Raw genomic sequence first — 12,662 nt, forward strand, 5'->3', positions numbered from 1 at the left:
CTAGACGCCGGTCGCCGAGGCGGCCACGGCGGCCATCGATTTGGCCGCATCCGCTTCGTTGGCCAGGTAGCCGGCTTCGGCTTGGCCGACGTGGGTTGCGTGCGTGCCGACCCGGGTCGCCAGCGCCGCGGTGAACGACGTGACGTCGGTATGCGCGGCGGTGACCGCCGCGGCGCTGGCCTGAAACGACAAACCGACCCCCGCCGGAACCTCCGTCTCGGTCAGTTCGCCCACCGACGCGGCCCACCGGCCGGCCATCTCCTGCACAGCAGCGGTGTCCACACGCAACAGCTGCATGACCGAAAGTGTATTCGTCCCGTCGCGCAGCGAAAGTCAGTTGGGCGCTCGCAGTCACATCCGCCACATCCGTACCGCCGGAGCACCACGACCCAATCCGCGAAACCGCTGGCGCATGTGCTAGACGATTCGGGAGTCGCCTATCGGTCTGCACGCGGCGCCATTCCGGCGCGTCACAACCCCTCACTAGACTGGCCACCGTGCTCATCGGTTCGCACGTCCACAGCGACGATCCCCTGGCCGCCGCCCAGGCAGACGGCGCCGACGCGGTGCAGTTCTTCCTCGGCAACCCGCAGAGCTGGAAGAAGCCGAAGCCGCGCGACGACGCCGAGACGCTGAAGGCGTCGAGCATGCCGCTGTACGTCCACGCGCCGTATCTCATCAACGTGGCTTCGGCCAACAACCGCATCCGCATCCCGTCGCGCAAGATCCTGCAGGACACCTGCGATGCGGCCTCGGCGATCAACGCGACGGCGGTGATCGTGCACGGCGGCCACGCCGACGACAACGACATGGAGGCCGGCTTCGAGCGCTGGGTGAAGGCGCTGGACTACCTGCAAACCGAGGTGCAGGTGTATCTGGAAAACACCGCCGGCGGCGACCATGCGATGGCCCGCCACTTCGACACCATCGGCAGGTTGTGGGACCGTATCGGCGACAAGGGAATTGGCTTCTGCCTGGACACCTGCCACGCGTGGGCCGCGGGTGAGGAGCTGATCGACGCCGTCGAGCGGATCAAGGCACTGACCGGCCGCATCGACCTGGTGCACTGCAACGACTCGCGGGATGCCGCGGGCTCGGGCGCGGACCGGCACGCCAACTTCGGCACCGGTCAGATCGATCCCGAACTGCTCGTCGCGGTGGTCAAGGCCGCCGATGCGCCCGTCATCTGCGAAACGGCCGACGAGGGCCGCAAGGACGACATCGCGTTCCTGCGGGAAAACACCGGCGGCTGAATCTCGGGCCCATGCTCGGCCGGCTGGCAGCGCTTCTCGGGGCATTTCTCCTGGTCGTGGGTTGCGCGCGGACGCCGCCGACGGGCTTCGTGAACGGCACCAGCGTCCACCACCTCAAAGTCGGCTCGCTCGACCGCAGCTATCGGCTGTACAAGCCCGCCGGCATGCCCGCGTCGGCCCCGCTCGTCGTGATGATGCACGGTGCCTCGGGGAGCGCCAGGCAAGCCGAAAGAGACTACAACTGGGACGGATTGGCCGACGCGGGCAAATTCGTCGTCGCCTACCCGGATGGCCTCGGCCGAACCTGGAACGTCGACGGGGAAACCTGCTGCGGCCGGTCCGGACGAGAAGGCGTCGATGACATCGGCTTCATCAGCGCAGCCGTCGCTGACATCGTCAAGAACCTCGGCATCAATCCCGCCAAGGTATATGCCACCGGCATGAGCAATGGCGGCATCATGTCCTACACGCTGGCGTGCACCACCGGCATCTTCGCCGCGATCGGGCCGGTTGCGGGCACGCAGCTGAACCCGTGCCCCACCCCGCGTCCTATGTCGGTCATGCACATTCACGGCACCGCGGATCGGCTTGTGCCCTACGGCGGCGGGCAGGGCTACAGCGTCATCAACGGTCCTTCCGTTCCCGACGTTAATGCGTTCTGGCGCACCGTTGATCGATGCGGCGCGCCGTACGCCACGACCAATGGCCCGGTAACCACTTCGGCCGCGGGATGCGCCGACAACCGGGGAGTCGTGCTCGTCACGATCGACCAGGGGGGCCACGAATGGCCGGACTTCGCGACCCAAGACCTGTGGGAATTCTTCGCCGTGCACCCACGCTGACCGACGCGCGTTACACCTCTTGTGCGATTGTCGAAAAAATGTAACATGGTGGCATGCCCGAGACCCATGTCGTCACCAACCAGGTTCCGCCGCTGGAGAACTACAACCCCGCCACCTCCGCGGTGCTCGTCGAGGCCCTGATCCGCGAGGGCGGGCAATGGGGCCTGGAAGAGGTGAACGACTTTGGGGCGCTTGCCGGTAGCCGCGAGGCGCAGCGCTGGGGAGAGCTCGCCGACCGCAACCGGCCCATCCTGCACACCCACGACCGCTGCGGGCACCGCGTCGACGAGGTGGAGTACGACCCCGCCTACCACCAGCTGATGCGTGCGGCGATCGGCCACGGCCTGCACGCCGCGCCGTGGGCGGACGAGCGTCCCGGCGCCCATGTGGTGCGGGCCGCCAAGATGTCGGTCTGGAACGTCGAGCCGGGACACACCTGCCCGGTCTCGATGACCTACGCCGTCGTCCCCGCGCTGCGCTACAACCCGGAACTGGCGGCGGTTTACGAGCCGTTGCTGACGAGTCGCGAGTACGACCCGGAGCTACGGCCTGCCACCACCAAGGCCGGCATCACCGCCGGCATGTCGATGACCGAGAAGCAGGGCGGCTCCGACGTGCGGGCCGGCACCACCCAGGCCACCCCCAACGCCGATGGCACCTACAGCCTGACCGGGCACAAATGGTTCACGTCGGCGCCGATGTGCGACATCTTCCTGGTGCTGGCGCAGGCACCGGGCGGGCTGTCGTGCTTCCTGCTGCCGCGGGTGCTGCCGGACGGCACCCGCAACCGGATGTTGTTGCAGCGCCTCAAGGACAAGCTCGGCAACCGCGCCAACGCCTCCAGCGAGGTCGAATACGACGGCGCCACCGCGTGGCTGGTGGGGGAGGAGGGTCGCGGCGTCCCGACCATCATCGAGATGGTCAACCTGACCCGCCTGGACTGCACGCTGGGCAGCGCCACCAGCATGCGCACCGGCCTGACCCGCGCGATCCACCATGCGCAGCACCGAAAGGCGTTCGGCGCCTACCTGATCGACCAGCCGCTGATGCGCAACGTGCTCGCGGATCTGGCCGTCGAGGCCGAGGCCGCCACGATCGTCGCGATGCGGATGGCCGGCGCCACCGACAGGGCCGTGCGCGGGGACCAGACCGAGGCGCTGCTGCGCCGCATCGGCCTGGCGGCCGGCAAGTACTGGGTGTGCAAGCGCGCCACCCCGCACGCCGCCGAGGCGCTGGAATGCCTGGGCGGCAACGGCTATGTCGAAGACTCCGGGATGCCGCGGCTGTTCCGCGAGGCGCCGCTGATGGGCATCTGGGAGGGGTCGGGCAACGTCAGCGCGCTGGACACCTTGCGCGCCATGGCAACTCGCCCCGAATGCGTCGAGGTGCTGTTCAAGGAGCTCACCGAGAGCGCGGGCCAGGACGCGCGGCTGGACGCCCACGTCGAGGAGCTGCGCGACCAGCTGAACGACCTAGACTCCATCGCCTACCGCGCCCGCAAGGTCGCCGAGGACATCTGCCTGGCGCTGCAGGGCTCGCTGCTGGTGCGGCACGGGCATCCCGCCGTCGCCGAGGCGTTCCTGACGACCCGGCTCGACGGCCGATGGGGCGGCGCGTTCGGCACCATGCCCGACGGTCTGGATCTGGCGCCGATTCTCGAGCGTGCTCTAGTTAAGGGATGACGCGCGCCGGCGACGATGCAGAGCGCAGCGATGAGAAGGAGCGGCGCCGTTGACTCACGCCATCAGGCCGGTCGACTTCGACAACCTGAAAACCATGACCTACGAGGTCACCGACCGGGTCGCGCGGATCACGTTCAACCGCCCGGAAAAGGGCAACGCGATCGTGGCCGACACCCCGCTGGAGCTCTCGGCGCTGGTGGAGCGCGCCGACCTCGATCCCGACGTGCACGTCATCCTGGTCTCCGGGCGCGGCGCGGGTTTCTGCGCGGGCTTCGACCTGAGCGCCTACGCCGACCGCACCGGTTCGGCCGGCGGCACGGGCGCGTATCAGGGCACCGTGCTGGACGGCAAGACGCAGGCGGTCAACCACCTGCCCAATCAGCCGTGGGACCCGATGATCGACTACCAGATGATGAGCCGGTTCGTGCGGGGCTTCTCCAGCCTGATGCACGCCGACAAGCCGACGGTGGTCAAGATCCACGGCTACTGCGTGGCCGGCGGCACCGACATCGCGCTGCACGCCGACCAGGTGATCGCCGCCGCCGACGCCAAGATCGGCTACCCGCCCAGCCGGGTGTGGGGCGTCCCGGCGGCGGGCCTGTGGGCGCACCGGCTCGGCGATCAGCGCGCCAAACGCCTGCTGCTCACCGGCGATTGCATCACCGGCGCGCAGGCGGCCGAGTGGGGCCTGGCGGTCGAGGCGCCGGACCCGGAGGACCTCGACGAGCGCACCGAGCGGCTGGTAGCGCGGATCGCCGCGATGCCCGTCAACCAGCTGATCATGGTCAAGCTCGCGCTGAATTCCGCGCTGCTGCAACAGGGTGTGGCCACCAGCAGGATGGTCAGCACCGTGTTCGACGGCGTCGCCCGGCACACCCCGGAGGGCCACGCCTTCGTCGCCGACGCCACCGAGCACGGCTTCCGGGAGGCCGTGCGGCATCGCGACGAGCCCTTCGGTGACCACGGCCGCCGGGCGTCGCAGGTCTAAGCGGGTGTAGGCATGCCGAACATGACGGCCCGGTCGGTGGTGCTCAGCGTGCTGCTCGGGGCCCACCCCGCCTGGGCGACCGCCAGCGAATTGATCAGGCTGACCGCCGATTTCGGAATCAAGGAATCGACGCTGCGCGTCGCGCTGACCCGCATGGTCAGCGCCGGCGACCTGATCCGCTCGGCCGACGGCTACCGGCTCTCGGATCGGCTGCTGGCCCGCCAGCGCCGCCAGGACGACGCCATCGACCCGCGAACCCGGGCGTGGCACGGAGACTGGGTGGTGCTGATCGTCACCAGTGTGGGCACCGACGCCCGCACCCGGGCGGCACTGCGGACGACCTTGCACGACAAGCGCTTTGGCGAGCTGCGCGAGGGCGTGTGGATGCGGCCCGACAACCTCGAGGAGTCCCTGGATCCCGACGTGGCCGCCCGCGTACGGGTCCTGAAGGGGCGCGACGACGCGCCCGCCCAACTGGCGGCCGACCTGTGGGACCTGCCGGCATGGGCCGAAGCCGGCCACCGGCTGCTCGACGAGATGGCCACCGCCGCAGACGTTCCCGGTCGGTTCATGGTGGCCGCGGCGATGGTGCGCCACCTACTCACCGACCCCATGCTGCCGGCCGAGCTGCTGCCCGCCGATTGGCCAGGCGCCCGGCTGCGCGCCGCGTATCACGCCTTCGCCACCAAACTGCTCGAACGACGCGACGTGGCGGACCAAAAAGATGGGACCCAACTCCTGGAGGCGACATGAGAAACCCGGTGCGTGTGGAGCGCAATGGCGCGGTGACCACGGTGATCCTGAACCGACCGGAGGCGCGCAACGCGGTCAACGGCCCGACGGCCGCCGCCCTGTACGCGGCATTCGAGGAATTCGACCGCGACGACGCCGCATCGGTCGCCGTGCTGTGGGGCGACGGCGGAACCTTTTGCGCCGGAGCCGATTTGAAGGCCTTCGGCACGCCCGACGCCAATACCGTGCACCGGACGGGTCCCGGACCGATGGGCCCGTCGCGGATGGTGCTGTCCAAACCGGTGATCGCCGCGGTCAGCGGTTACGCGGTTGCCGGGGGCCTGGAGTTGGCCCTTTGGTGCGACCTGCGGGTGGCCGAGGAGGACGCTGTGTTCGGGGTGTTCTGCCGCCGCTGGGGCGTACCGCTCATCGACGGCGGCACGGTGCGGCTGCCCCGGCTGATCGGGCAGAGCCGCGCAATGGACATGATCCTCACCGGGCGCGGCGTGGCGGCCGATGAAGCGCTGGCCATCGGGCTGGCCAATCGGGTCGTGCCCCGAGGCCAGGCCCGGCGAGCCGCCGAGGAACTGGCGGCCCGCCTCGCGGCGCTGCCGCAGCAGTGCATGCGGTCGGATCGGCTGTCGGCCCTGCACCAGTGGGGCCTGCCGGAATCGGACGCGATCGACTTCGAATTCGCCAGCATCGCAAGGGTTGCCGCCGAGGCGGCGGAGGGAGCCGGGCGGTTCGCCGCAGGCGCCGGGCGGCACGGCGCGCCGACGAACTAGGCCCGCGCGTCAGCCCTTGTTGATCGCGTTGCCAGACCCGAGGTTGTCGACCTTGGGTGCGCCGTCCTTGTAGGTGAGGGTGTTGTTGAACCCGACCACGGTGATGCGGGTGTCGACCTTGTCGAAGGTGATCTTGTTGTTGGCCCCGCCGACGTTCACCGTCGCGCACGTGCCGGTGACCGTCAGTGTGTTATTCGACCCGGCCACGTTCAGCGACTTGCCGTTGGCGCAATCGAGGGTGGCCGTCGTGCCCATCGACCCGTAGTTCAGCGTGTTGCCGATCTCGACGGACGCGGTGGTGCTCGCGCCACTCGTGCTGCTCGGCGCGGCCGCGCCGCTCGTGGTGGTGGTCCCACTCTTCGTCGTGGTGGCCGTGGTGCCACCGGGCGGGTTGGCCGTCGAACTGCAGGCCGCCAACACCAAGGCCGCGACGGCGGGCGCCAGCGCGAACGCGGCCAGCCGGGACGAGCGGTCAGTGAACAAGTCGCGCATCGATCCTCGATTCTCCCTCGGTCAGCCGGGCACCTGCTGGAGCCGGTTGGTCATGCCTAGTTCGCGGCCGCGGTCCCAGATGATCGGCGTACCGCTGCGGTAGAACACGGTCTGATCCCAGCCGTAGACGGTGATGTCGTGCGTGACCGAGTCGGCGACGACGGTGTTGCCCGAGCCCATCACCGTCACCGCCCAGCAGTTGCCCAGCGCGGTAATGTTGTTGGCCGTCCCGTTGACGAGCAGCGTGGAATCGTTGCAGTCCAGCGTCCGCTCGACGCCTTGCCCGACGACGTGGGTGTCGCCGTTCTTGGCGTGCGCGGCCGGAGCCGGCGCGGCGGCGCTAGCAGCGACGGCGATGACACAGGCAGCCAGCGATCCGACGGCGGTTGTCCAGTTCACGGCGCGCCCCCTCACGACGGGTGAATCTGCTCGAATCAGCCTGGGATGAGACCTGGAATGAGAGTACGTGCATTTGCCCGCTCGATGGCAGGGGTATTTCGATCACCGAATCGCTGCCCGCGATCGCGCGCTCGATTCGCCCCTCCTGTCAACTAGAGTCATTAGTTGACCCACCCGATCAGTGAAGGGCGAATCGCCATGGCAGCTCCAGAACCGCCGCCGGCGGCTGGGCGCCAGCGCACCGGGAAATCCGGCTCCCGCCCGGCCAAGCTGAGCCGCGAAGGGATCGTCGACGGCGCACTGACCTTCCTGGATCGGGAGGGCTGGGACTCACTGACCATCAACGCGCTCGCCACGCAGCTTGGCACCAAGGGGCCGTCGCTGTACAACCACGTGGACAGCCTCGAGGACCTGCGCCGCGCGGTGCGGATCCGGGTGATCGACGACATCATCACGATGCTGAACCGGGTCGGCGAGGGGCGCGCCCGCGACGACGCCGTGCTCGTCATGGCCGGCGCCTACCGCAGCTACGCGCATCACCACCCCGGCCGGTACTCGGCGTTCACCCGGATGCCGCTAGGCGGTGACGACCCCGAGTACGCCGCCGCGACCCGGGGGGCGGCCGCACCGGTGATCTCCGTGCTGGGCTCCTACGGTCTGGGCGGCGAGGAGGCGTTCCACGCCGCGCTGGAATTCTGGTCCGCCCTGCACGGGTTCGTGCTGCTGGAGATGACCGGTGTCATGGACGACATCGACACCGACGCGCTGTTCTCCGACATGGTGCTGCGGCTGGCTCGGGGTCTGGAGGGTCTTGACCGGCGCACGCTTTGACCTGCGAGACCGGCGCCGGGTATCGTGGTAGCTCGTGCCTGGCGGCTTGCGGCGCCTGACGTAAGGAAGCGGATGCCGGGCTAATTCGCATGTCCACGACGCATCGGATCAAAATCCGATGCTGAGCGCTTGCGACACACCCGGCCGCGGGGTAGGCGAGTGATCCCGAGCCGGGGCCAAAACTGCAGTACACAGACGTAAACAGCTGAGCCAGAACAACACAGAAAGCCGGTAGATGCCAACCATTCAGCAGCTGGTCCGCAAGGGTCGCCGGGACAAGATCGGCAAGGTCAAGACCGCGGCTCTCAAGGGCAGCCCGCAGCGCCGTGGCGTATGCACCCGCGTGTACACCACCACCCCGAAGAAGCCGAACTCGGCGCTTCGGAAGGTTGCGCGCGTGAAGCTGACGAGCCAGGTCGAGGTCACGGCATACATCCCCGGCGAGGGCCACAACCTGCAGGAGCACTCGATGGTGCTGGTGCGTGGTGGCCGAGTCAAGGACCTGCCCGGTGTGCGGTACAAGATCATCCGCGGTTCGCTCGACACGCAGGGCGTCAAGAACCGCAAGCAGGCTCGCAGCCGTTACGGCGCCAAGAAGGAGAAGAGCTAATGCCGCGCAAGGGGCCCGCGCCCAAGCGTCCGCTGGTCAACGACCCCGTCTACGGGTCGCAGTTGGTCACCCAGCTGGTGAACAAGGTTCTGCTCAAGGGGAAGAAATCGCTCGCCGAGCGCATTGTTTATGGTGCGCTTGAGCAGGCCCGGGAAAAGACAGGAACCGATCCGGTCATCACGCTCAAGCGTGCTCTCGACAACGTCAAGCCCGCCCTGGAGGTGCGCAGCCGCCGTGTCGGTGGAGCGACCTACCAGGTGCCCGTCGAGGTGCGTCCGGACCGGTCCACCACGCTGGCGCTGCGTTGGCTTGTCGGCTTCTCGCGGCAACGCCGGGAAAAGACCATGATCGAGCGGCTGGCAAACGAGCTCCTGGATGCCAGCAACGGCCTGGGGGCCTCCGTCAAGCGGCGTGAGGACACCCACAAGATGGCCGAGGCAAACCGCGCGTTCGCGCACTATCGCTGGTAATAGCCCGGCAGCGTTGCCGGAGGCGAGAGCGGCCGCGAATTAACTACGTAATCGAAAGAGTGGGAAGACTTCTGTGGCACAGAAGGACGTGCTGACCGACCTGACCAAGGTCCGCAATATCGGCATCATGGCGCACATCGATGCCGGCAAGACGACGACGACCGAGCGCATCCTCTACTACACCGGCATCAGCTACAAGATCGGTGAGGTGCACGACGGCGCCGCCACCATGGACTGGATGGAGCAGGAGCAGGAGCGGGGGATCACCATCACCTCCGCGGCCACCACCTGCTTCTGGAACGGCAACCAGATCAACATCATCGACACCCCCGGACACGTCGACTTCACCGTCGAGGTGGAGCGCAGCCTGCGCGTGCTCGACGGCGCAGTCGCGGTCTTCGACGGCAAGGAGGGCGTCGAGCCGCAGTCCGAGCAGGTCTGGCGGCAGGCCGACAAGTACGACGTCCCGCGGATCTGCTTCGTCAACAAGATGGACAAGATCGGCGCCGATTTCTACTTCTCGGTGCGGACGATGGAGGAGCGCCTGGGCGCCCACGTCATCCCGATCCAGCTGCCCGTCGGCTCCGAGGGCGACTTCGAAGGCGTCGTCGACCTCGTCGAGATGAAGGCGAAGGTGTGGCGCGGCGAGACCAAGCTCGGCGAGACCTACGACACCATCGACATTCCCGAGGACCTTCAGGAGAAGGCCGACGAGTACCGCACCAAGCTGCTCGAGGCGGTCGCCGAGACCGACGAGACGCTGCTGGAAAAGTACTTCGGGGGCGAGGAACTTTCGGTCGAGGAGATCAAGGGCGCGCTGCGCAAGCTCACGATCAGTTCCGAGGCCTACCTGGTGCTGTGCGGCAGCGCGTTCAAGAACAAGGGCGTGCAGCCCATGCTTGACGCCGTGATCGACTACCTGCCCTCGCCGCTGGACGTGCCGCCCGCCGTGGGCCACGCCCCCGGCAAGGAGGACCAGGAGGTCACGCGCAAGCCGTCGACCGACGAACCCTTCTCGGCGCTGGCGTTCAAGGTCGCGACTCACCCGTTCTTCGGCAAGCTGACCTACGTCCGGGTGTACTCGGGCAAGGTCGACTCGGGCAGCCAGGTCATCAATGCCACCAAGGGCAAGAAGGAGCGGCTGGGCAAGCTGTTCCAGATGCACTCCAACAAGGAGAACCCGGTGGAGACGGCCAGCGCCGGCCACATCTACGCGGTGATCGGCCTCAAGGACACCACCACCGGTGACACCCTGAGCGACCCGAACCAGCAGATCGTGCTCGAGTCGATGACCTTCCCGGACCCGGTGATCGAGGTGGCCATCGAGCCGAAGACGAAGAGCGACCAGGAAAAGCTGAGCCTGTCGATCCAGAAGCTCGCCGAGGAGGACCCCACCTTCAAGGTGCACCAGGACGTGGAGACCGGCCAGACCGTGATCGGCGGCATGGGCGAGCTGCACCTGGACATCCTGGTGGATCGGATGCGCCGCGAGTTCAAGGTCGAGGCCAACGTCGGCAAGCCGCAGGTCGCCTACAAGGAGACCATCAAGCGGAAAGTGGAGAAGGTCGAGTTCACCCACAAGAAGCAGACCGGCGGTTCCGGCCAGTTCGCGAAGGTGCTCATCAGCCTGGAGCCGTTCACCGGCGAAGACGGGGCGACCTACGAGTTCGAGAACAAGGTCACCGGTGGGCGCATCCCGCGCGAGTACATCCCGTCGGTGGACGCCGGCGCGCAGGACGCCATGCAGTACGGCGTGCTGGCCGGCTACCCGCTGGTCAATTTGAAGGTCACGCTGCTCGACGGGGCCTTCCACGAGGTCGACTCGTCGGAAATGGCGTTCAAGATCGCCGGTTCCCAGGTGCTGAAAAAGGCTGCCGCGCAAGCGCAGCCGGTGATCCTGGAACCGATCATGGCCGTCGAGGTCACCACGCCCGAGGACTACATGGGCGATGTGATCGGCGACCTGAACTCCCGCCGTGGCCAGATCCAGGCCATGGAGGAGCGCGCTGGTGCGCGCGTCGTGAAGGCGCATGTGCCGCTCTCGGAGATGTTCGGCTACGTCGGCGACCTGCGGTCGAAGACCCAAGGCCGGGCGAACTACTCCATGGTGTTCGACTCGTACGCCGAAGTTCCGGCCAACGTGTCGAAGGAGATCATCGCGAAGGCGACGGGCCAGTGACATCGGCCGTACGAGTAAGCTGGCCCGGTTAACACCGCGGCACAACCAAAGAAATCAAACTGCTTAACAAAGCACCAACAAGTCGGAGGACACAAAAGTGGCGAAGGCGAAGTTCCAGCGGACCAAGCCCCACGTCAACATCGGGACCATCGGTCACGTTGACCACGGCAAGACCACACTGACCGCGGCTATCACCAAGGTCCTGCATGACAAGTATCCGGACCTGAACGAGTCGAAGGCGTTCGACCAGATCGACAACGCCCCCGAGGAGCGTCAGCGCGGTATCACCATCAACATCGCGCACGTCGAGTACCAGACCGACAAGCGGCACTACGCGCACGTCGACGCCCCTGGTCACGCCGACTACATCAAGAACATGATCACCGGCGCGGCCCAGATGGACGGCGCCATCCTGGTGGTCGCCGCGACCGACGGCCCGATGCCGCAGACCCGCGAGCACGTGCTGCTGGCCCGCCAGGTCGGGGTGCCCTACATCCTGGTCGCGTTGAACAAGGCCGACGCCGTGGACGACGAGGAACTGCTCGAGCTCGTCGAGCTGGAGGTCCGCGAGCTGCTGGCCGCCCAGGAGTTCGACGAGGACGCCCCGGTGGTGCGGGTCTCCGCGCTCAAGGCGCTCGAGGGCGACGCCAAGTGGGTCGAGTCCGTCGAGGAGCTGATGAACGCGGTCGACGAGTCGATCCCGGACCCGGTCCGCGAGACCGACAAGCCGTTCCTGATGCCCGTCGAGGACGTCTTCACCATCACCGGCCGCGGCACCGTGGTCACCGGTCGTGTGGAGCGCGGCGTGATCAACGTGAACGAGGAAGTCGAGATCGTCGGCATCAAGCCGACCAGCACCAAGACGACCGTCACCGGTGTGGAGATGTTCCGCAAGCTGCTCGACCAGGGCCAGGCCGGCGACAACGTGGGGCTGCTGCTGCGCGGTATCAAGCGCGAGGACGTCGAGCGCGGGCAGGTCGTCACCAAGCCCGGCACCACCACGCCGCACACCGAGTTCGAGGGCCAGGTCTACATCCTGTCCAAGGACGAGGGCGGCCGGCACACGCCGTTCTTCAACAACTACCGTCCGCAGTTCTACTTCCGCACCACCGACGTGACCGGTGTGGTGACGCTGCCGGAGGGCACCGAAATGGTGATGCCCGGTGACAACACCAACATCTCGGTGAAGCTGATCCAGCCCGTCGCCATGGACGAGGGGCTGCGCTTCGCGATCCGCGAGGGTGGCCGCACCGTCGGCGCCGGCCGGGTCGTCAAGATCATCAAGTAGTCCGTTCGACGCGGAGCCCCCCCCCCCCAAACGGGGGGGGGGGGGGGCGGCATCCCGGGGGGGGGCGGGGGGGCATAGCCGCCAGCGGGAGCGGTGGGGGCCCAATGGAGG

The 12,662-nt window shown here is 67.6% G+C and carries 14 protein-coding genes; 11 read left to right on the forward strand and 3 right to left on the reverse strand.

Going from position 1 to position 12,662, the window contains the following annotated elements:
- Complete coding sequence (locus tag A5764_RS28740) at positions 1-297, reverse strand: hypothetical protein (RefSeq protein WP_067109636.1); 297 nt, start codon at positions 295-297, stop codon at positions 1-3.
- 200 nt (positions 298-497) lie between these two features.
- Between A5764_RS28740 and A5764_RS05245 the strand changes: the two genes are divergently transcribed.
- The 6 genes from A5764_RS05245 to A5764_RS05270 are packed head-to-tail and all read left to right on the forward strand — an operon-like array spanning position 498 to position 6,282.
- Complete coding sequence (locus tag A5764_RS05245) at positions 498-1,253, forward strand: deoxyribonuclease IV (RefSeq protein WP_067109639.1); 756 nt, start codon at positions 498-500, stop codon at positions 1,251-1,253.
- An 11-nt stretch (positions 1,254-1,264) separates the two neighbouring features.
- Positions 1,265-2,095, forward strand: coding sequence for a PHB depolymerase family esterase (locus tag A5764_RS05250; RefSeq protein ID WP_067109642.1), 831 nt, complete (start codon positions 1,265-1,267; stop codon positions 2,093-2,095).
- A 53-nt stretch (positions 2,096-2,148) separates the two neighbouring features.
- Positions 2,149-3,777, forward strand: a complete 1,629-nt coding sequence (locus tag A5764_RS05255) for an acyl-CoA dehydrogenase family protein (RefSeq protein ID WP_067109645.1) — start codon at positions 2,149-2,151, stop codon at positions 3,775-3,777.
- Between the two features lie 49 nt (positions 3,778-3,826).
- Positions 3,827-4,765 (forward strand): crotonase/enoyl-CoA hydratase family protein, encoded by a 939-nt coding sequence (locus A5764_RS05260; protein WP_067109648.1) that lies wholly within the window; start codon positions 3,827-3,829, stop codon positions 4,763-4,765.
- Positions 4,766-4,777: 12 nt separating this feature from the next.
- Positions 4,778-5,518, forward strand: a complete 741-nt coding sequence (locus A5764_RS05265; RefSeq protein ID WP_067109651.1) for a PaaX family transcriptional regulator C-terminal domain-containing protein — start codon at positions 4,778-4,780, stop codon at positions 5,516-5,518.
- A complete protein-coding gene (locus A5764_RS05270) occupies positions 5,515-6,282 on the forward strand; it encodes a crotonase/enoyl-CoA hydratase family protein (RefSeq protein WP_067109654.1) in 768 nt (255 codons plus the stop codon). Before A5764_RS05265 ends, A5764_RS05270 begins: the two co-directional genes overlap by 4 nt.
- A 9-nt stretch (positions 6,283-6,291) precedes the next feature.
- Here the strand turns inward: A5764_RS05270 and A5764_RS05275 are convergent, their stop codons facing one another.
- The gene (locus A5764_RS05275) at positions 6,292-6,774 is read right to left on the reverse strand and encodes a DUF3060 domain-containing protein (protein ID WP_067109656.1); all 483 of its coding nucleotides are present in this window, start codon (positions 6,772-6,774) and stop codon (positions 6,292-6,294) included.
- Positions 6,775-6,795: 21 nt separating this feature from the next.
- Positions 6,796-7,173 (reverse strand): DUF3060 domain-containing protein, encoded by a 378-nt coding sequence (locus A5764_RS05280; RefSeq protein ID WP_067109659.1) that lies wholly within the window; start codon positions 7,171-7,173, stop codon positions 6,796-6,798.
- Between the two features lie 198 nt (positions 7,174-7,371).
- Here A5764_RS05280 and A5764_RS05285 point away from each other — a divergent pair, with 198 nt between their 5' ends.
- The 5 genes from A5764_RS05285 to tuf all read left to right on the forward strand — a co-directional run bounded on the left by A5764_RS05285 (position 7,372) and on the right by tuf (position 12,551).
- A complete protein-coding gene (locus A5764_RS05285) occupies positions 7,372-8,004 on the forward strand; it encodes a TetR/AcrR family transcriptional regulator (protein ID WP_067109662.1) in 633 nt (210 codons plus the stop codon).
- A gap of 235 nt (positions 8,005-8,239) precedes the next feature.
- Positions 8,240-8,614 (forward strand): 30S ribosomal protein S12, encoded by a 375-nt coding sequence (rpsL, locus tag A5764_RS05290; RefSeq protein ID WP_003879423.1) that lies wholly within the window; start codon positions 8,240-8,242, stop codon positions 8,612-8,614.
- Positions 8,614-9,084 carry a 30S ribosomal protein S7 gene (rpsG, locus tag A5764_RS05295; protein ID WP_067109665.1) on the forward strand — a complete coding sequence of 157 codons (471 nt, stop codon included), beginning with the start codon at positions 8,614-8,616 and terminating at the stop codon, positions 9,082-9,084. Before rpsL ends, rpsG begins: the two co-directional genes overlap by 1 nt.
- A 73-nt stretch (positions 9,085-9,157) precedes the next feature.
- Positions 9,158-11,263, forward strand: a complete 2,106-nt coding sequence (fusA, locus tag A5764_RS05300; protein ID WP_082951507.1) for an elongation factor G — start codon at positions 9,158-9,160, stop codon at positions 11,261-11,263.
- Positions 11,264-11,360: 97 nt separating this feature from the next.
- Positions 11,361-12,551: an elongation factor Tu gene (gene tuf / locus A5764_RS05305; protein WP_067109668.1), complete on the forward strand. Its 1,191-nt coding sequence runs from the start codon at positions 11,361-11,363 to the stop codon at positions 12,549-12,551.
- Positions 12,552-12,662 lie beyond the last annotated feature (111 nt).

It is taken from the genome of Mycobacterium sp. 852002-51057_SCH5723018 (genome assembly GCF_001667035.1).
Classification (GTDB): Bacteria; Actinomycetota; Actinomycetes; order Mycobacteriales; family Mycobacteriaceae; genus Mycobacterium.